Annotated in this window: 18 protein-coding genes; 10 read left to right on the top strand and 8 right to left on the bottom strand. The window is 70.1% G+C overall.

The window, feature by feature from the left end:
• Nucleotides 1-14: 14 nt before the first annotated feature.
• The 4 genes from OG293_RS10120 (at nucleotide 15) to OG293_RS10105 (ending at nucleotide 3,445) form a co-directional block, all read left to right on the top strand.
• The gene (locus tag OG293_RS10120) at nucleotides 15-932 is read left to right on the top strand and encodes a F0F1 ATP synthase subunit gamma (RefSeq protein ID WP_405998444.1); all 918 of its coding nucleotides are present in this window, start codon (nucleotides 15-17) and stop codon (nucleotides 930-932) included.
• Nucleotides 932-2,374: a F0F1 ATP synthase subunit beta gene (atpD, locus tag OG293_RS10115; RefSeq protein ID WP_405998443.1), complete on the top strand. Its 1,443-nt coding sequence runs from the start codon at nucleotides 932-934 to the stop codon at nucleotides 2,372-2,374. The genes OG293_RS10120 and atpD overlap by 1 nt, the downstream gene beginning before the upstream one ends.
• Before the next feature lie 110 nt (nucleotides 2,375-2,484).
• Nucleotides 2,485-2,859 carry a F0F1 ATP synthase subunit epsilon gene (locus OG293_RS10110; RefSeq protein ID WP_405998442.1) on the top strand — a complete coding sequence of 125 codons (375 nt, stop codon included), beginning with the start codon at nucleotides 2,485-2,487 and terminating at the stop codon, nucleotides 2,857-2,859.
• 136 nt (nucleotides 2,860-2,995) lie between these two features.
• Nucleotides 2,996-3,445 carry a DUF2550 domain-containing protein gene (locus tag OG293_RS10105; protein ID WP_405998441.1) on the top strand — a complete coding sequence of 150 codons (450 nt, stop codon included), beginning with the start codon at nucleotides 2,996-2,998 and terminating at the stop codon, nucleotides 3,443-3,445.
• Between the two features lie 71 nt (nucleotides 3,446-3,516).
• Here OG293_RS10105 and OG293_RS10100 read toward each other — a convergent pair whose 3' ends face one another.
• From OG293_RS10100 to OG293_RS10090, 3 genes are all read right to left on the bottom strand, one after another.
• The gene (locus tag OG293_RS10100; protein ID WP_406003550.1) at nucleotides 3,517-5,283 is read right to left on the bottom strand and encodes a glycosyl hydrolase family 18 protein; all 1,767 of its coding nucleotides are present in this window, start codon (nucleotides 5,281-5,283) and stop codon (nucleotides 3,517-3,519) included.
• A gap of 270 nt (nucleotides 5,284-5,553) precedes the next feature.
• On the bottom strand, nucleotides 5,554-6,204 hold the full coding sequence (locus OG293_RS10095; protein WP_405998440.1) for a response regulator: 651 nt from the start codon (nucleotides 6,202-6,204) through the stop codon (nucleotides 5,554-5,556).
• The gene (locus tag OG293_RS10090; protein ID WP_405998439.1) at nucleotides 6,201-7,403 is read right to left on the bottom strand and encodes a sensor histidine kinase; all 1,203 of its coding nucleotides are present in this window, start codon (nucleotides 7,401-7,403) and stop codon (nucleotides 6,201-6,203) included. The genes OG293_RS10095 and OG293_RS10090 overlap by 4 nt, the downstream gene beginning before the upstream one ends.
• 151 nt (nucleotides 7,404-7,554) lie before the next feature.
• On the opposite strand from OG293_RS10090, the gene OG293_RS10085 reads away from it, so the two are divergent.
• Nucleotides 7,555-8,130 carry a hypothetical protein gene (locus OG293_RS10085; RefSeq protein ID WP_405998438.1) on the top strand — a complete coding sequence of 192 codons (576 nt, stop codon included), beginning with the start codon at nucleotides 7,555-7,557 and terminating at the stop codon, nucleotides 8,128-8,130.
• Between the two features lie 96 nt (nucleotides 8,131-8,226).
• Here the strand turns inward: OG293_RS10085 and OG293_RS10080 are convergent, their stop codons facing one another.
• Nucleotides 8,227-8,799 (bottom strand): cob(I)yrinic acid a,c-diamide adenosyltransferase, encoded by a 573-nt coding sequence (locus OG293_RS10080; RefSeq protein ID WP_405998437.1) that lies wholly within the window; start codon nucleotides 8,797-8,799, stop codon nucleotides 8,227-8,229.
• Between the two features lie 424 nt (nucleotides 8,800-9,223).
• On the opposite strand from OG293_RS10080, the gene OG293_RS10075 reads away from it, so the two are divergent.
• From OG293_RS10075 to OG293_RS10065, 3 genes are all read left to right on the top strand, one after another.
• Entirely contained in the window at nucleotides 9,224-10,072 is an 849-nt protein-coding gene (locus OG293_RS10075; protein ID WP_405998436.1) for a 3-hydroxyacyl-CoA dehydrogenase family protein, read from the top strand.
• A 174-nt stretch (nucleotides 10,073-10,246) separates the two neighbouring features.
• Nucleotides 10,247-10,570 carry an STAS domain-containing protein gene (locus OG293_RS10070; RefSeq protein ID WP_405998435.1) on the top strand — a complete coding sequence of 108 codons (324 nt, stop codon included), beginning with the start codon at nucleotides 10,247-10,249 and terminating at the stop codon, nucleotides 10,568-10,570.
• Nucleotides 10,571-10,824: 254 nt separating this feature from the next.
• Nucleotides 10,825-13,278 carry an ATP-binding protein gene (locus OG293_RS10065; protein ID WP_405998434.1) on the top strand — a complete coding sequence of 818 codons (2,454 nt, stop codon included), beginning with the start codon at nucleotides 10,825-10,827 and terminating at the stop codon, nucleotides 13,276-13,278.
• Between the two features lie 66 nt (nucleotides 13,279-13,344).
• On the opposite strand, the gene nucS is transcribed toward OG293_RS10065, so the two are convergent.
• Nucleotides 13,345-14,007, bottom strand: coding sequence for an endonuclease NucS (gene nucS / locus OG293_RS10060; RefSeq protein WP_405998433.1), 663 nt, complete (start codon nucleotides 14,005-14,007; stop codon nucleotides 13,345-13,347).
• A 241-nt stretch (nucleotides 14,008-14,248) separates the two neighbouring features.
• Here nucS and OG293_RS10055 point away from each other — a divergent pair, with 241 nt between their 5' ends.
• The gene (locus tag OG293_RS10055; RefSeq protein WP_142213642.1) at nucleotides 14,249-14,641 is read left to right on the top strand and encodes an SCO5389 family protein; all 393 of its coding nucleotides are present in this window, start codon (nucleotides 14,249-14,251) and stop codon (nucleotides 14,639-14,641) included.
• An 87-nt stretch (nucleotides 14,642-14,728) separates the two neighbouring features.
• On the opposite strand, the gene OG293_RS10050 is transcribed toward OG293_RS10055, so the two are convergent.
• On the bottom strand, nucleotides 14,729-15,760 hold the full coding sequence (locus tag OG293_RS10050; RefSeq protein ID WP_405998432.1) for an LLM class flavin-dependent oxidoreductase: 1,032 nt from the start codon (nucleotides 15,758-15,760) through the stop codon (nucleotides 14,729-14,731).
• A 213-nt stretch (nucleotides 15,761-15,973) separates the two neighbouring features.
• On the opposite strand from OG293_RS10050, the gene OG293_RS10045 reads away from it, so the two are divergent.
• On the top strand, nucleotides 15,974-16,303 hold the full coding sequence (locus tag OG293_RS10045; protein ID WP_405998431.1) for an ATP/GTP-binding protein: 330 nt from the start codon (nucleotides 15,974-15,976) through the stop codon (nucleotides 16,301-16,303).
• Nucleotides 16,304-16,344: 41 nt separating this feature from the next.
• Here OG293_RS10045 and OG293_RS10040 read toward each other — a convergent pair whose 3' ends face one another.
• Nucleotides 16,345-17,172: an ABC transporter permease subunit gene (locus OG293_RS10040; RefSeq protein WP_405998430.1), complete on the bottom strand. Its 828-nt coding sequence runs from the start codon at nucleotides 17,170-17,172 to the stop codon at nucleotides 16,345-16,347.
• Entirely contained in the window at nucleotides 17,169-18,299 is a 1,131-nt protein-coding gene (locus OG293_RS10035) for an ABC transporter ATP-binding protein (protein WP_405998429.1), read from the bottom strand. The genes OG293_RS10040 and OG293_RS10035 overlap by 4 nt, the downstream gene beginning before the upstream one ends.
• Nucleotides 18,300-18,315: the final 16 nt, after the last annotated feature.

The raw sequence follows: 18,315 nt of genomic DNA, 5'->3' as shown, positions 1-18,315 counted from the left end.
AAGGGACCTGACTCATGGGAGCCCAGCTCCGGGTCTACAAGCGTCGCATCAAATCCGTCACCGCGACCAAGAAGATCACCAAGGCGATGGAGATGATCGCCGCCTCGCGCATCGTCAAGGCGCAGCGCCAGGTGGTGGCCTCCACGCCGTACGCGACCGAGCTCACCCGCGCGGTGACCGCGGTGGCGACCGGGTCGAACACGAAGCACCCCCTCACCACCGAGGCGGAGGCTCCGGTCCGCGCCGCGATCCTGCTCATCACGAGCGACCGCGGTCTGGCCGGCGGCTACTCCGCCAACGCCATCAAGGCGGCGGAGCAGCTCACCGAGCGGCTCCGCGGCGAGGGCAAGGAGGTCGACGCGTACATCGTCGGCCGCAAGGGTGTCTCGTACTACGGCTTCCGTGAGCGCAAGGTCACGGAATCGTGGACCGGGTTCACCGACAACCCGACCTACGCGGACGCCAAGAAGGTGGCCGGCCCGCTGATCGCGGCGGTCCGGCAGGACACGGCCGAGGGCGGCGTGGACGAGCTCCACATCGTCTTCACCGAGTTCATCTCGATGCTGACGCAGACGCCGGTGCAGAACCGGCTGCTGCCCCTCAGTCTTGAGAAGGCGGCCGAGGAGTCGGGCACCAAGGGCGAGATCCTGCCCCTGTTCGACTTCGAGCCGTCGGCGGAGGACGTCCTCGACGCCCTGCTGCCGCGCTACGTCGAAAGCCGGATCTACAACGCGCTGCTCCAGGCCGCTGCTTCCAAGCACGCAGCCACCCGCCGCGCGATGAAGTCGGCCACCGACAACGCCGGTGAGCTCATCAAGAGCCTCTCCCGGCTTGCCAACGCGGCCCGCCAGGCCGAAATCACCCAGGAAATCAGCGAGATCGTCGGTGGCGCCAGCGCCCTGGCCGACGCGACCGCGGGGAGTGACAAGTAATGACGACCACTGTTGAGACGGCCGCCGCCACGGGCCGCGTCGCCCGGGTCATCGGCCCGGTCGTCGACGTGGAGTTCCCCGTCGACGCGATGCCGGAGATCTACAACGCGCTCACCGTCGAGGTGGCCGACCCGGCCCTCGACGGCGCGCTGAAGACCCTGACGCTCGAGGTTGCCCAGCACCTCGGCGAGGGCCTCGTCCGCGCGATCTCGATGCAGCCCACCGACGGTCTGGTCCGCCAGGCCACGGTGACCAACACGGGCTCGGGCATCACCGTCCCGGTCGGCGACTTCACCAAGGGCAAGGTGTTCAACACCCTCGGTGAGGTGCTGAACGTCCCCGAGGCGAACAGCGAGACCACCGAGCGCTGGCCGATCCACCGCAAGGCGCCCAGCTTCGACCAGCTCGAGTCCAAGACCGAGATGTTCGAGACGGGCATCAAGGTCATCGACCTTCTCACCCCGTACGTCAAGGGTGGAAAGATCGGTCTGTTCGGTGGTGCCGGTGTCGGCAAGACCGTTCTGATCCAGGAAATGATCTACCGCGTCGCCAACAACCACGACGGTGTGTCGGTGTTCGCGGGCGTCGGTGAGCGTACCCGTGAGGGCAACGACCTCATCGAGGAAATGTCCGAGTCCGGCGTCATCGACAAGACGGCGCTTGTCTTCGGTCAGATGGACGAGCCCCCGGGCACCCGTCTGCGCGTCGCGCTCGCCGGTCTGACCATGGCGGAGTACTTCCGCGATGTGCAGAAGCAGGACGTGCTCTTCTTCATCGACAACATCTTCCGGTACACCCAGGCCGGCTCCGAGGTGTCCACCCTGCTCGGCCGTATGCCGTCCGCGGTGGGTTACCAGCCGAACCTGGCCGACGAGATGGGTCTGCTGCAGGAGCGCATCACCTCGACGCGTGGTCACTCGATCACCTCGATGCAGGCGATCTACGTCCCCGCGGACGACCTGACCGACCCGGCCCCGGCCACCACCTTCGCCCACCTCGACGCGACGACGGTTCTCTCCCGTCCGATCTCCGAGAAGGGCATCTACCCGGCCGTGGACCCGCTGGACTCCACGTCCCGGATCCTGGACCCGCGCTACATCGCGCAGGACCACTACGACACGGCTACCCGTGTCAAGGGTGTTCTGCAGAAGTACAAGGACCTCCAGGACATCATCGCGATTCTCGGTATCGACGAGCTGGGCGAGGAGGACAAGCTCGTTGTCCACCGTGCCCGTCGCGTGGAGCGCTTCCTGTCCCAGAACACCCACGTCGCCAAGCAGTTCACCGGCGTGGACGGCTCGGACGTGCCGCTCGACGAGTCGGTCACCGCGTTCAACGCGATCTGCGACGGAGAGTACGACCACTTCCCCGAGCAGGCGTTCTTCATGTGCGGTGGCATTGAGGACCTCAAGGCCAACGCCAAGGAGCTCGGCGTCTCCTGAGCCCCGTGCTCGTGAAGGGGGGCGGGGTCCGTCCCGCCCCTCTTCGTACGCCCCGTAGAATTGACCCAACACCCGGCCGAACCGCCGGGTGGTGACCCGAGGAGCCACCCTTGGCTGCTGAGCTGCACGTCGAGCTGGTCGCTGCCGACCGACAGGTCTGGTCCGGTGAGGCCACCCTGGTCGTCGCGCGCACCACATCCGGCGACATCGGCGTCATGCCCGGTCACCAGCCGCTGCTCGGTGTGCTGGAATCGGGCCCGGTGACCATCCGTACGAGTGAGGGCGCGACCGTCGTCGCCGCTGTGCACGGCGGTTTCATCTCCTTCGCCGACAACAAGCTGTCGCTGCTGGCGGAGATCGTCGAGCTGGCCGACGAAATCGACGCCCAGCGCGCCGAGCGTGCGCTGGAGCGCGCCAAGTCGGGCGACGACGACGCCGCCGAGCGGCGCGCCGATGTCCGGCTTCGCGCGGTGGCGGTGCGGTAGCACTGCCCCGAGAGACCGACCCTCAGCCGCGGCCGGGCTGGAACTATCCAGACCGTGCCGCGGCTGAGGCAATGCAGGTGCACGCGGGACCGCGTGCGGGGACCAGGACGAGAACGATGCGAGGAGGTCGGTGGAGATGTTCCTCGCTCTGCTTGTGAGCGGTCTGGTCGTCGTCGCGCTGGTCGGGGTCGGGCTGTTCGTCTTCGGACTGCGCCGACGGCTGATCCAGCGTTCGGGCGGCACCTTCGACTGCAGTCTCCGCTGGAACGTCCCGGAGGAGACCGACCTCTCCGGCAAGGGCTGGGTGTACGGCGTGGCCCGCTACAGCGGCGACCGGATCATGTGGTTCCGGGTGTTCTCGTACGCCCCCCGCCCGCGCCGGATCCTTGAGCGCTCGGCGATCGAGGTCGTCTCGCGCCGCACACCGGAGGGCGAGGAGGAGCTGGCGCTGCTGTCCGACGCCGTCGTCCTGGGCTGTATGCACCGGGGCACGCGCCTGGAGCTGGCGATGAGCGAGGACGCGCTGACCGGCTTCCTGGCCTGGCTGGAGGCGGCACCGCCCGGCCAACGAGTCAATGTGGCCTAAGGGCCGTCCCGGCTTTCAGTACGCCGAGAGGGGCCGGGGAGAGTGTTCTCCCCGGCCCCTTTCGGCTGTGGCTAGCCGAGTCCGCTGTTGATCGCGCCGACCAGCTCTCCATTGGTGGTGTCACCGCTGAACTCCCAGAAGAACGCGCCTCCCAGGCCTTGCCCCTTGGCCCAGCTCATCTTCGAGCCGACGGTGGCCGGGGTGTCGTAGCTCCACCAGTTGCTGCCGCACTTGGCGTAGGCCGTGCCGGCGACGGTCCCGGTGGACGGGCAGGTGTTCTTGAGGACCTTGTAGTCCTCGATGCCCTGCTCGTACGTGCCCGCGGCGGGCCCGGTCGCGGTGCCACCCGGGGTGGCCTGGGTGACTCCGGTCCAGCCGCGGCCGTAGAAACCGATGCCCAGCAGCAGCTTGGCGGACGGGACGCCCTTCGCCTTGAACTTGGCGATCGCCTCGGCGGAGTTGAAGCCCGCCTGCGGGATGCCGGCGTACGAGGTGAGCGGGGAGTGCGGGGCGGTCGGGCCCTGAGCGGCCCACGCGCCGAAGAAGTCGTACGTCATCACGTTGTACCAGTTGACGTACTGCGCCGCGCCGCCGTAGTCGGCGGCGTCGATCTTGCCGCCGGACGAGGCGTCCGCCGTGACGGCCGCTGTGACCAGGTTGTTCGTCCCGAACTTGGCACGCATCGCCTGCATGACGTTCTTGAAGGCGGCGGCGCCGCTGGTGTCACAGGACAGACCGCAGGCGTTCGGGTACTCCCAGTCGAGGTCGATGCCGTCGAAGACGTCGGCCCAGCGCGGGTCCTCCACCAGGTCGTAGCAGGACTGGGCGAAGGCCGTCGGATTGGCTGCCGCCTGGCCGAAGCCGCCGGACCAGGTCCATCCGCCGAACGACCAGAGCACCTTGATGTTCGGGTACGCCTTCTTCAGCTTGCGCAGCTGGTTGAAGCTGCCGCGCAGCGGCTGGTCCCAGGTGTCGGCCACGCCGTCGACGGCCTGGTCGGCGGTGTAGGCCTTGTCGTAGTCGGCGTAGGAGTCGCCGATGGCGCAGCGGCCCCCGGTGACGTTGCCGAAGGCGTAGTTGATGTGGGTGATCTTGGAGGCGGAGCCGGAGGTCACCAGGTTCTTCACGTGGTAGTTGCGCCCGTAGATGCCCCACTCGGTGAAGTAGCCGAGCTTGACCGTGGAGCCCGGTCCCGGGCCGGGGTCGCCGCCACCGCCGGTGGTGCGCACCGCGCGGGCGCCGCTCGCGGGTCCCGTCTGATCGGCGGTGTCACGGGCCTGGACGGTGTACGAGTAGTCCGTTCCCGCGCTGAGGCCGGTGTTGGTGTACGTGGTGCCGGTCACGGTCGCGATCTTGGTGCCGTCGCGCAGGACGTCGTAGTTCTTGATGCCCTTGTCGTCGGTGGCCGCGGTCCAGCTCAGCGTCACCGAGGTGTCGGTGATGCCGGACGCGCTCGGAGTGCCCGGCGCGGAGGGCGGGTTGTCGCCGTGGACGTTGCCGCCGTCGCAGGAGGCGCCGTTGAGCTTGCAGCCGGAGGGCGATCCGGAGCCCGTGCCGTTGAAGCCGAAGGAGACGGAGGCGCCGGGCGCGAGGGTGCCGTTCCAGCTCTTGTTCTTGCCCGTCCAGTGGTTGCCGGAGCTGGTGACGTCGGCGTCCCAGGCGGAGGTGACGGCGGTGCCGGCGGGGTAGTCCCATTCGACGGTCCAGGAGCTGAGGGAGGTGGTGCCGGTGTTCTTCACCGTCCACCTGCCCTCGAAGCCCGTGCCCCAGTCGGAGACCTTGGTATAGGTGGCGGTGGCCGAGGCGGCGGCCTCGGCGGGGGAGGCGAGGCTGACCATGGCGGCCAGTGGGAGGAGCAGCGCGGTCAGGGCCGCGGCGGTTCTGTGTCTCAATCCGAATCTGGTGCTGTGCAGTGGGGGTTGCGTGTTCACGGGTGCTCCTTGAGGAGTTCCGGAGAGTCGGGCCGATCCGTGCACTGCGCACCCTGCGGGGCTCACCGCAGGGTGTTTGCGGTGAGAGTAGGAAGGTCTGGACCAATCGTCAATAGGTCCAGACCAAAGGTGTGAGGGGTGGGGGAGGGGAAACCTCACCCACCTGCCAGATGTCCGTCAGACGCCCAACTCCTGCGCCAGCACGGCCGCTTGGACCCGGCTGCGCAGATCGAGCTTCCCCAGCAGCCTGCTCACATGCGTCTTCACCGTGGCCGACGCCATGTCGAGGCGCACCGCGATCTCGGCGTTCGACAAGCCCTGGCCGAGACACGCCAGCACCTCGCGCTCCCGCCTGGTGAGCACATCGAGGATCGCGGGATCGGGCGCGTCCGGCTTCGGCAGGGGGCTCGGCGCGGCGAACTCCGCGATCAGCCGGCGCGTGACGGCCGGAGCGATCTGACCCTCACCGCGGGCCACCGTGCGCACCGCCTCCAGCAGATCCTCGGCTTCGGTGTTCTTCAGCAGAAAGCCGGCGGCCCCGGCGCGCAGCGCCCCGAAGACGTACTCGTCCAGATCGAAGGTGGTCAGTACGAGCACATCGGCGAGCTGCTCGGCGGCGACCCGGCGCGTGGCCGACACCCCGTCCAGGCGCGGCATCTGAACATCCATCAGCACCACGTCAGGGCGCAGCTCACGGGCGAGCCGCACGGCCTCCTCGCCGTCGGCCGCCTCACCGACGACCTCGATGTCCGCAGCGCTGCGCAGAATGAGGACCAGACCGGCGCGTACGGCGCTCTGGTCCTCCGCGACCAGTACCCGGATCGTCATACCCTGCCGTTCCCTTCGTCGATGGGCAGCTCTGCCCGTACCCGCCAGACCTTGACCCCGTCGCCGGCGGTCACCGGCCCCGACTCGAAACGCCCCTCCAGCAGCGCCACCCGCTCGCGCATCCCGATCAGGCCGGCGCCGGAACCGGGCGCGCGCGGGCCGGGACGGTCGCCGCACGGGCTTGTGACCTCCACCGTCAGCGTGCGTCCGGACTCGTCCAGACGGACCGAGACCTCGCCCGGCGACGCGTGCTTGAGGGCGTTGGTCAAGGACTCCTGGACGATGCGGTACGCCGCGAGCTCGACCGGCGCGGGCAGCGCGAGGGCCGCCTCGCGGGTGTCGGCGAGCGTGAACTCCAGGCCGCTGGGGGCGCCGTTCGCGCACGCCTGGGCGAGGAGCGCGTCGATGCCGTCCAGTGTCGGGGCGGTCGCGGGCTCGGCGTCGGCGGACTCGTCGCCGCTGCGCAGCAGCCCGATCAGCCGGCGCATCTCGGCGAGACCGTCGACGCTGTTCTCGCGGATGACACGGAGCGCGTCGTGTGTGGTTCTCGGGTCGTCGAGCGAGAGGGCCGCGGTGGAGTGGATCGCGATCGCCGAGAGATGGTTGGCGACCATGTCGTGCAGCTCGCGGGCCATCCGGGCGCGCTCGGCCGTCACCGCCTGGGCGCGGTCGATCTCAGCGAGCAGGGCCGTCTGCTCGGCACGCAGCTGGGCGGCCTCGGCCGCGTCGCGATGGGTGCGTACGCTCACGCCGGTCCAGGCCGGGGCCACGGTGATCACCGCGAAGACCAGGCCGAGCAGGATGGCCTGCGCATCGTGGAAGACGACGAGCGCGGTCACCGTGACGGCGGCCGTGGCCACCATCGACACGGCGGGGATACGGCGGGCGGCGGAGGGAGTGCCGTAGAGGACGGCCGCGTAGACCAGATCCGTGAACATCGCGATGGTCGCGACGTTCCCGTGGGTGAACTGGTCGGCGAGCATCGCCGCACAGCCGATGGCCAGCGCGGTGTTCGGCATGGTCCGGCGCAGCAGCTCCGCGCCGCTGATCACCGCCAGCGGCAGCAGCGTGAGCGAGCGCGGGTCGACGCCCGCGCTGCCGCGCGTGTACAGACCCAGCGACCACAGGGCCAGGCCGCCGAGGAATCCGGCCACGGCGATGAGCACATCGTCGCGGTGGGGGCGGGGGAAGGCGGTCACAGCCCCCATCAAACACGGCGGGCGGCGCGCGGGCGGCCACGTCACGGCCGAAGCCCCGCTACATCGAAGGATGCAGTGCCACTTCGTCACTGGCGACGACGATCGGCCGCCGCACGGACGGGACGCTTGAGGGGAACGAAGGGAGAGTGCCGTGATCGTCACGCTGATCGTGATCTGCGAGGTGGGCTTCTGGGCCCTGCTGGCCGCCGGGCTCGCCACGCGCTATGTGCTGAGAATGCCGCGTGCGGGCATGGTGCTGCTGCTGTGCGAGCCACTGCTGGAAGTGGTGCTGCTGGTGGTCACGGCCATGGATCTGAAGAACGGCGCGGACCCGAGCTGGAAGCACGGCCTGGCAGCCCTCTACATCGGCTACACCGTCGGGCACGGCCACCGCACCGTCAGGTGGATCGACGGCCATGCCGCACATCGCTTCGGCGGCGCCCCGCCGCCGGCCCGCCCGCCGCGCTACGGCATGGCCCGCGCCCGCCACGAGGGCATGATCTGGGTGGGCACGCTGGTGGCGGCGGCCGTCGCCACGGCGCTGCTCCAGCTCGCCGTCTGGTACGTCGGCGACGCGAGCCGCGCCGGCTCGCTCCAGAGCTGGATGCACGTGTCCTGGCGGGCGGCCGGGATCCACGGCCTGATCGCGCTCACGTACATGATCTGGCCGAAGAAGGCGCCGGAGCACGAGAAGTCCGAGCGGGAGCCGGAGCGGATCAAGCGCTAGACCCCGGGCCCGATCTCCAGGAACGGGCCCCAGGAGCCGCGTGCCCACCGGCTCCCCCTGCGGGCGGGGAGTTCTAGGGCCTCCAAACGAGAGGCCCTAGCGCTCCCCGCCCGGGACCCACAGCACGTCCCCGACCTCCTTGTTCGCCGTACGGGCCAGGATGAACAGGAGGTCGGAGAGGCGGTTGAGGTAGGTCGCGGTGAGCGGGTTCATCGTCTCGCCGTGGGCCTCCAGCGCCGCCCAGGTCGAACGCTCCGCCCGCCGCACCACCGTGCAGGCCTGGTGCAGCAGCGCCGCCCCCGGAGTACCGCCCGGGAGGATGAAGCTGCGCAGCTTCTCCAGTTCCTCGTTGAAGCGGTCGCAGTCCGCCTCCAGCTTGTCGATGTAGAACTGCTCCACCCGCAGCGGAGGGAACTCCGGTTTCTCGACGACCGGGGTGCACAGGTCCGCGCCCACGTCGAACAGATCGTTCTGGACGCGGACGAGGACCTGGACGATCTCCTCGGGGAGCTGCCCCAGCGCGACGGCTGTGCCGAGGGCGGCGTTCGCCTCGTTGGCGTCGGCGTACGCGGAGATCCGCAGATCGGTCTTGGCTGTCCTGCTCATGTCGCCCAGCGCCGTGGTGCCCTGGTCGCCGGTACGGGTGTAGATGCGCGTCAGATTGACCATGCGACCAGCCTAGTTACGCACCGGCCTCGTGGAAGACACGCGTGCCGACCGTCAGGGCGAGCGCCGCGAACCCGAGGGCGACCGGTACGCCGCCGTACAGCATCGAAGCGGTGGCGCGCTGCGCTCGTCGCCGGCCGGCCGAACTGACCGCACGGCACCGTTCCGGGCCGGATCGGCACGGAGGTGGTCAAAGGCCGCAAGGCCGCCGAGATCTCCCGCGAGGCGCTCGTCCTCCTTGACGAGACGGAGGAACTGCTGGGGCGGAAGGTGCTCAAGTATGCGGTCCGCGGCGCGTGATGGGCCGTACCAGTGTGATGTCCGTCATCTGAGACGTGACGCGCATCTCTTCACCGCCACAGGGCACCTCACGGACGCTAACCTCCGCCGGAGAGCCGAAAGTAAACACGTGTTAAGGGGTGTCGCAGTGGCCAGGAAGCTCGCCGTCATCGGAGCCGGACTCATGGGGTCCGGTATCGCGCAGGTCTCGGCCCAGGCGGGCTGGGAGGTCGTGCTGCGCGATGTCACCGATGCGGCCCTGACCCGCGGCACGGACGGCATCAAGGCCTCGTACGACAGGTTCGTCTCCAAGGGCAAGCTCGAAGCGGCCGACGCCGAAGCGGCCTTGGCGCGCATCACGACCACCACGGATCTGGACGGGGCCGCGGACGCGGACATCGTCGTCGAGGCGGTCTTCGAGAAGCTCGAGGTCAAACACGAGATCTTCCGTACGCTCGACAAGCTCGTACGGGAGGACGCCGTCCTCGCCTCCAACACCTCCGCCATCCCGATCACGAAGATCGCGGCGGTGACGGAGCGTCCGGAGCGGGTCGTCGGCGCGCACTTCTTCTCGCCCGTCCCGATGATGCAGCTGTGCGAACTGGTGCGCGGCTACAAGACGAGTGACGAAACCCTCGCCACCACGCGGGAGTTCGCCGAGTCCGTCGGCAAGACCTGCATCGTCGTCAACCGCGACGTCGCCGGCTTCGTCACGACCCGCCTCATCTCGGCGCTGATCGTCGAGGCCGCGAAGCTGTACGAATCGGGCGTCGCGTCCGCCGAGGACATCGACGTCGCCTGCAAGCTCGGCTTCGGCCACGCCATGGGGCCGCTCGCCACCGCCGACCTGACGGGCGTCGACATCCTTCTGCACGCCACGAACAACATCTACACCGAGTCGCAGGATGAGAAGTTCGCCCCGCCGGAGCTGATGCGCCGGATGGTGGATGCCGGTGACATCGGCCGCAAGAGCGGGCAGGGCTTCTATAAGCACTGACCCGCATCGACCGGTTTCGTATCACTCCGAGGGGTGAATTCGGTATCGGTTCGCTTACAGACTGCAACTTCCTCGCTCACGGGGCAGTCAGTTGTTGAAAGAAACATCCAAGAGCAGATCGAGCAAGGCAGAAGAGACATACACAGGGCACTGACGCACTCACGGGGAGCGCATATGCACATCAGGGGCGACCACGCCGAGCTGGTCGTCGGGGGCCGCCTCGACGTCCGCAGCGCGGCGGACGCCCGTACGGTCCTGCATACGGCCGTCGACGACGGAGTCGGCGACCTCGTGCTCGACCTGAGCGACCTCGACTCCTGGGACGCCACCGGGCTCGGGGTCATCATGGGCGCACACCGCCGGGCCGGCCGGTGCGGTCGCCGGCTGGTGCTGCGCGGCGTGCCACCGCAGATGCAGCGGCTGCTGGTCGCCACCCGGCTGCACCGCATTCTTGCCATCGAAGGCGGCATCGCGGCCGAATCGCTCCCTCGGGTGTGAACGGTAGAAGGCTCGCAATCCTCACGAGACTGTGACGTCGCGGGCGGGGCGGGACCCCGCCCTGTCCGAGATACTGACCGAAGGTCTAAGGTTCGGTCGCCTGCCGAAACGAAAGCCCATACGGCAGGCACCGGACCGAAGCGACAGCGGGGCGTGCAGAGAGGCCGGGAGGGACTGTCCGCACGCGGCTCCGCCAGTACTGAGGGAAACCCAGGCGGGGACGAAGCCAGCAACGCATCTGGGGGGCTTGGACCATGGACAACGACAGCTTTGGCGACGGCGCGGGTCAGGCCCGGCCCCCGCGCGACACCGGCGCCCCGGACTTCGCACAGTCCGCGCCGGCGCTCGCCCGTACCGTCCAGATCGTCGCGGGCGACCTTCTGCTCACGGTCAATCCCGTCGACGGCAGCGAGATAGAGGCCCGCCCGCCGGGAGAGCAGCCCGCCAGGCCGGCCCGGCTCAGCGCCTCCGAGCGCGCCGAGCGCCAGCGCGCCGCCCTGCCGCCCGTACCGGCGGGGCCCGCACTGCCGAGGCTCCCGCTGCTCGAACGCGACGAGGAGCGCGAGCGGCTCGTCCGGCTGCTGGGCCGGGGGCGTTCCGTGCGCCTCACCGGCCCCGCGGGCTCCGGGCGCAGCGCCCTGCTCGACATCGTCACCGAGGACTGCGCGAACCTCGCACCCGACGGAGTCGTACGGCTGTGCGGCTACCGCCGCACAGCCACCGACCTGCTGCACGAGCTCTTCGCCGCGGTCCACAGCGCTTCCGGGCACCGGCCGGACCGCGCCGCGCTGCTCGAACACGTCGGAGAGATCGGTGCGATCGTCGTCCTCGACGACCTGGAGTTCGGCGGTGCCGCCCTCGGCGAGCTGCTGGACGCGGCACCCGAGTGCGCGTTCCTGGTCGCCGCCACACCCGACGTGGCCGCGCCCGCGGCCGACTCGCACCTCGAAGAGGTCTTCCTCTCCGGCCTCGGCCGCAGCGCCTCCCTGGAGCTGCTCCAGCGCACCGTGGAGCGCCCGCTCACCGAGGACGAGTCGAACTGGGCGGGTGACCTCTGGTTCGAGTCGGAGGGCCTGCCCCTGCGCTTCATCCAGGCGGGCGCGCTGCTGCGGCAGGGCGACAGCCTGCGCTGCGACCCGGACGAGCTCGACGAGTACACGCCGTTCGACGGCGTCGTGGAGATCGACGTACCGCTGCCCACCCTGGGCGAGGGCGCCGCACCGGCCTCGCTCCTCGCCTCCCGGCTGAGCGAGTCCGCGCGCGAGACCCTGCGCTTCGCCGTCGCCCTCGCCGGCGAGGTCCCGCACCAGGCGCACTTGCCGGCGCTCGTCGGGGACACGCACGCGGACACCGCGATCGGCGAGCTCATGGGCTGCGGCCTGCTCTCCCCGGTCGGCACCCGCTACCGCCTCGCGGCCAGCGTGATGGCCCAGCTCACCGAGAAGGGCTACTCCGACGACGCGCCCGCCCACGCGCACACCGCCGCCCAGCACTACGCCTGGTGGGCCGGGCACCCGTCCGTCACGCCCGAGCGGGCGGTGGCCGAGGCGGACGCCGTCCTCGCCGCCCTCGGCGCGCTGGTTCCGGGCCAGGAGTCAGGGCACCTCAGCACGGCCGTCCTGCTCGCCCGCAGCGCCGCTCCCGCCTTCGCCGCGGGGCTGCACTGGGGCGCCTGGGAGCGGGCTCTGCGGGCCGGCTCCGAAGCGGCCCGGATCGCGGGCGAGGTCGCCGAGGACGCGTACTTCCACCATGAGCTGGGCGTCCTCGCGCTCTGCACCGGCAGTCTGGACCGGGCGCGCGCCGAGCTGGAGGCGTCCATCGCCATGCGCGGTGCGCTCGCCGACAAGCGCGGCACCGTCGCCGGGCGCAGGGCACTCGCGCTCGTCTCGGACCGTTCGGGGGGACTCGTCCCCGGTGGGAGCACCCCGTCGGGCGAGGAGGTGCCGGCCGCGCGCCACGAGGAGTCGGCGTCACCGCTCGGAGGGGTACCGGCGCCCGTGCTGCCGCTGGGGCGGGGCATCGGCCCGGGGCCCGGGGCCGTGGGCCTGCCGAAGGCTCAGGAGGAGCCCGCGACGCTCGTGTCGCGTCAGGGGCTGCCCGGGGGCGGCAAGCCGGGCCGTGGCCGCACCATCCTCGGTGGCGCCCGGCGCAACCTGGTCGCCGCGGGCGCGGGCGCACTGCTCGCCGCGGTGCTCGGCACGGTGGTGACGCTCGGCGCGACCTCGGACCAGCAGGACCAGCCCGGCAACAAGGTCAAGAACGGTCAGTCAGCGAGCGAGGACGACGGCGGGAACGGTCTGGACGCGGAGGAGCCGGCGGCCTCCACGGACAGTCCGGGCAAGGGCTCCGGAGAGCCGGCGAACCCGCCGTCGGTCACGCCGGGGGCGAGTTCGTCGACGGGTGGTCCCGGGACGGCGCCGAGCGGCAGGACGTCATCGAGCGCGCCGACGCCCTCCAGCAGGCCGTCGGGCAGGCCGTCGCCGACGAAGAGTCCGACGAAGTCGAGTACGCCCACGAGGCCGCCGTCGGGCACCCCGTCGCCCACCGGGAGCGCCTCGCCGTCGACGAGCCCCTCGACGTCAACCTCGGGTCCGCCACCGGCCGGCGGGTCCTCGTCCGCCAGCGGCCCCGCCGAGATCACCGGCGCGCCGGCGAACAGCAGCGTCCCGCCCGCCTCCGAGCCGGCCGCGTCCGACCCCGTCATCTGAGCAGGCCGCGGGGGCCGGGGCTCCGTCCCGGCCCCCGCACCTCACCGTCGGCCGCGCCGGATCCGCTCAGAACAGTCTCAGCTTGTCGTCCTCGATGCCCCGCAGCGCGTTGTAGTCCAGCACCACACACCCGATCCCGCGGTCCGTCGCGAGTACGCGCGCCTGCGGCTTGATCTCCTGTGCCGCGAACAGGCCCTTCACCGGAGCCAGATGAGGGTCCCGGTTCAGCAGCTCCAGATAGCGCGTGAGCTGCTCGACACCGTCGATCTCGCCCCGCCGCTTGATCTCCACGGCCACCGTCGCGCCGTCCGAGTCGCGGCACAGGATGTCCACCGGGCCGATGGCCGTGGGGTATTCGCGGCGGATCAGGCTGTAGCCCTGGCCCAGCGTCTCGATGCGGTCCGCGAGCAGTTCCTGGAGGTGCGCCTCCACGCCGTCCTTGATCAGGCCGGGGTCCACGCCGAGTTCGTGCGAGGAGTCATGGAGGATTTCCTCCATTGTGATGATCAGTTTCTCGCCCGCTTTGTTGATGACGGTCCAGACACTGTCGTCGCCCTCCTTGAGCGTGCAGGGAGGGGACATCCAGTTCAGTGGTTTGTACGCCCTGTCGTCCGCGTGGATGGAGACACTGCCGTCCGCCTTGACCAGGATCAGACGGGGAGCGGAGGGCAGATGGGCGGTGAGCCGGCCCGCGTAGTCCACGGAGCAGCGGGCGATGACAAGGCGCATGGTCGGCAACGCTACTCGACGCGCGCCCTGGCGCGCGATTCGCCCCGGAAGCCCTGTTCGTTATTGGCCGGTTGTGCTCCCAATCTCCTGGTGCGCACCTCACCGCGCACTTACCGTGGAAGCAGGAGGTTGTCGGTCGGGCACTCTGCGTCGTCGCGCGTCGTTCGCGGGTCGTCGTCGTCCGGCGTCCTCCTTCCCTGCCCGTAAGACCCCGTTCACCGGGGTCGCGAGAGGAGAACCCATGTCGCTCGACGTCTCACCGGCGCTGTTGGAACAGGCCGAGCGAGGCGAGGTCGACGAAGCGGCTTTCGTCGACTGCGTCCGGACCTCCCTGCCCTTCGCATGGGAGATGATCAGTTCTCTGGTGGCACAGCTGAAGGTGGACGGCGGCGACTTCGCCGACAACCAGACGCCTCCGCCGGACGAGCAGGCACGTGGTCAGCTGCTGCGCGCGCTCGCGAGTGACGCCATTCGCGGTGCGCTCCAGCGGCACTTCGGAGTGCGCCTGGCATTCCAGAACTGCCACCGCGTCGCGGTGTTCCCGCTGGACTCCTCGGTCGACGAGCGGCTGGCCCGCTTCACCTCCGTGCGCGCCCAGTTGCTCAATCAGTCGCCCGAACTGCGCGACTGCTGACGTCTTTTGCTGCCGCTCCGCATCGCGGGAGGTGCTACAGATGTCGGAGCGGCAGCACCTCCCGTGCGGCAGTGACGAGCCCGGGGCTCAGTTCAGCAGGGGCAGGACATCCGCGCCGAGCCGCCGCACGTTCTCCTCGGTGGCGGCGAGGTCGCCCGAGCCCTCGGCGAGCAGGGCGAAACGCGTGATGCCGGTCCGTTCGGCGGTGGCCGCCAGCCGGTCGGCGGCCACTTGCGGCGGGCCCACCGGATGCAGCCCGCACAGCAGTTCCGTGTACGCCACGGGGTCCCGCATGGTCCGCGGGCGTCCATCGACCGTGACATGGGCGTCCAGGCCCTGCCTGAGCCAGCCGGGCAGGGACTTCAGCAGCGTCTCCCGGGCCCCGGCCGCCCGGTCCTCGATCTGGACCACACCCGCCGACACATGACCGGCGCACGCGACCTCTTCCGGCGTACGGCCCGCGGCGCGCGCGTGCCTACGCCACAGTGCAACCATGTCCGCCTTCTCCCGGTCGCTGCAGTGCATCCCGAGCAGCATCGGCAGCCCGCGCTCGGCGGCGAGCTTCACGCTCTTCGGGGACGTACACGCGACGACCACCTCGGGGCCTGTCGACGAGCCGCCGATGAGCTCGTCCGGCCGGGGCACGACCGGGACTTCGCGGAAGGTGAAGCGGTCGCCCCCGGCGGCGACGCGAGGGTCGCGCAGCCAGCGCAGCAGCAGTTCGAGGGATTCGGGAAAGTCCTTCTCGTACGCATCGAGGCCGGTGCCGAAGACTTCCAGATCGACCCAGGGGCCGCCCCGCCCGACGCCGAGTGAGAACCTTCCTCCGCTGGTCAGATGCAGCAGCGCGGCCTGCTCGCCGAGCGCCACCGGATGGACGTTGGGCAGCACGCTCACGGCCGTGCCCACGCGGATGCGCCGGGTGCGGCCCAGCAGCAGCGCGGCGAGTGTGACGGCCGACGGACAGACGCCGTACGGCACGAAGTGGTGCTCGGCGAGCCAGACGGAATCGAGTCCGGACTCCTCGGAGACCTCCGCGGTCCGCACCGCCCTGTGCAGCGCCTCCCCCTGCCCCTGGCCCGGGAATTGGGCGGCCAGTACAAACGTTCCCACGCGCATCGCCTTTTGCCTCCTTGCGGCCGACGCGTCACTCCCCCTGTAGGCAATAACGTCTGACACGTGCCAAAGGCACGGCCGCTCGTGAAGTTGTTGCGATTTTCCGGTAACTGCACCTTGTGGGTGCCCCGGTCTCGCCTCGTGACGTACGTGTACCCGTGACCGGGGCCCGTAGGCTGGACGGGAACTGTCCGGACTTGCCCCGTGAGGTGTCACGTGTCCCCGCGCAGAAACCGCCCCCGAGGCGGCGAGAAGCCGACCGAACAAGCCGCCGAGCCGGGCGACAGGTACGGCGGCTTCGGGCGGAGCGAGTCCTGGCGGGGCGAGGAATGGTGTGTCCGTCATGTCGCCGGCGCAAGTGCCGCAGGCAAGAGGTACCGCTGCCCGGGATGCGACCAGGAGATCCCCTCCGGCGTCCCGCATGTGGTCGCCTGGCCGGAACACGGAGGCATCGACGACCGCCGGCACTGGCACAAGGCGTGCTGGAGCGCGAAGGACCGCCGCACCACGCGGGTGCAGCGGTCCCGTAACGCCCCGAGGTACTGAGAGGTCCCGGAGGCTCATGAGCACCGGAGTGCTCTGAGCGGTCAGACGTCGCGCGTGTTGAGCGAGGCGTAGGCGCCGGCGAGCGCGACGGCCGTCACGCCCAACACGATCCACAGCGGCTCCCAGCCGGCCGGACCCGAGTCGGCCACCGCCTGGTCGTAGAGGACGCCGATCTGGTTGGGGATCGAGTACTCGAAGAGAGCCTGCTGAAGATCCTTCAGGGACTCCGAGAACATGAACATGGCCAGCACGAGCGGCAGCAGCACCACACCGATCATGACGGTGATCGCGCCCGCCGAGTGCCGGATCAGGGTGCCCACGGCCAGCGAGATCAGACCCAGCATCGCGACGTAGAGCGAGGTGCCGACCGTCGCGTGGAACCATTCCCCGGGGGTCGACGAGCTCGCGTCGATGATCGAGGTCTGCAGTGCGCCCACGAGCGCGGTGACCACCGTGGTGAGCGTGAAGACGAGCAGGAAGAAGACGATTGCCTTGGCGGTCAGCACGCGGGTGCGGCTCGGGCAGGCGGTCAGCGTGGTCCTGATCATCCCCGTGCCGTACTCCGAGGCGATGGTCAGCACGCCCAGCGTGATCACACAGATGCTGCCGAGGAGGACGCCGAAGAAGCCGAGCGAGAGGACCGACTGGTCCCCGAGATCGGCGTTCGACGCGGAGACGGCCACCGCGGAGAGCACGCCGATGCCGAGCATCAGCACGATCATCACGCCGAGCGTCCACATCGTGGAGCGCACGGAACGGATCTTGGTCCACTCGGAGGCGAGGGCGTCGCCGAGATGCGCGCTGCGCTCGGGGATCGGCGAGGAGTACCCGGCGTTGGGCGTGCCCTGCTGCTGGTACGGGGTGGTCATCGGGCGTCCTCGGGCTTGGTCAGATCGGCGGGAGCGGCTGCCGGGGGCATCGCGGGCCCGGCGGGAGGCATCGGCGCGGCATACGGGTTCTGGCCGGGCTGGGGCGGCGGCGGCGGGGCGTACCAGCCCTGCTGCGGCACATCGGGGATCTGCGGCTGCGGCGGGCCGTACCCCATCGGCTGCTGCTGCATCAGACCCGACTTCTGGTCGGCCGTCGAGCGGTAGTCGACGGCTCCCTGCGTCATCCGCATGTATGCCTCCTCCAGCGAGGCCTGGTGCGGCGAGAGCTCCCACAGCCGGACGTCCGCGGAGTGCGCCAGATCGCTGATCTGCGGCAGCGGCAGCCCGGTGACGCGCAGCGCGCCGTCCGGCTCCGACAGGACCTGGCCGCCGGCCTCGGTGAGCGCGGCGGAGAGCTTCTCGCGCTGCTGCGGCTCGGTGTGCGGCGTACGCACCCGGGCGAAGTCCGCGGAGTTGTGCGAGATGAAGTCCTTGACGCTCATGTCCGAGAGCAGCTGGCCGCGGCCGATCACGATCAAGTGGTCGGCGGTGAGCGCCATTTCACTCATGAGGTGGGAGGAGACGAAGACCGTGCGTCCCTCGGCGGCGAGCTGCTTCATCAGATTGCGGACCCAGAGGATGCCTTCCGGGTCGAGACCGTTGACCGGCTCGTCGAAGAGCAGCACCTTCGGGTCGCCGAGCAGTGCCGCCGCGATGCCGAGCCGCTGTCCCATGCCGAGCGAGAAGCCGTTGGAGCGCTTCTTGGCGACCTCCTGGAGGCCGACGACGCCGAGCACCTCGTCGACCCGGCGGGCAGGGATGCCGGAGAGCTGGGCCAGCGACAGCAGATGGCTGCGCGCGCTGCGCCCGCCGTGGACGGCCTTGGCGTCGAGCAGCGCGCCGACCTGGCGGGGCGCGTTGGGAAGCTGCCGGAAGGGGCGGCCACCGACGGTCACATGTCCCTCGGTCGGCTGGTCGAGCCCGAGGATCATGCGCATCGTCGTGGACTTGCCGGCGCCGTTGGGACCGAGGAACCCGGTCACGGCGCCGGGCCGTACCTGGAAGGAAAGGTTGTACACGGCCGTCTTGGCGCCGTAGCGCTTGGTCAGGCCGACTGCCTCGATCATTCTCCAGCCCCATCGA

It is taken from the genome of Streptomyces sp. NBC_00829 (assembly GCF_045161795.1).
Lineage (GTDB): Bacteria > Actinomycetota > Actinomycetes > Streptomycetales > Streptomycetaceae > Streptomyces.
The sequence above is the reverse complement of the archived record's forward strand: the minus strand, read 5'-3'. Positions and strand labels throughout refer to the sequence as shown.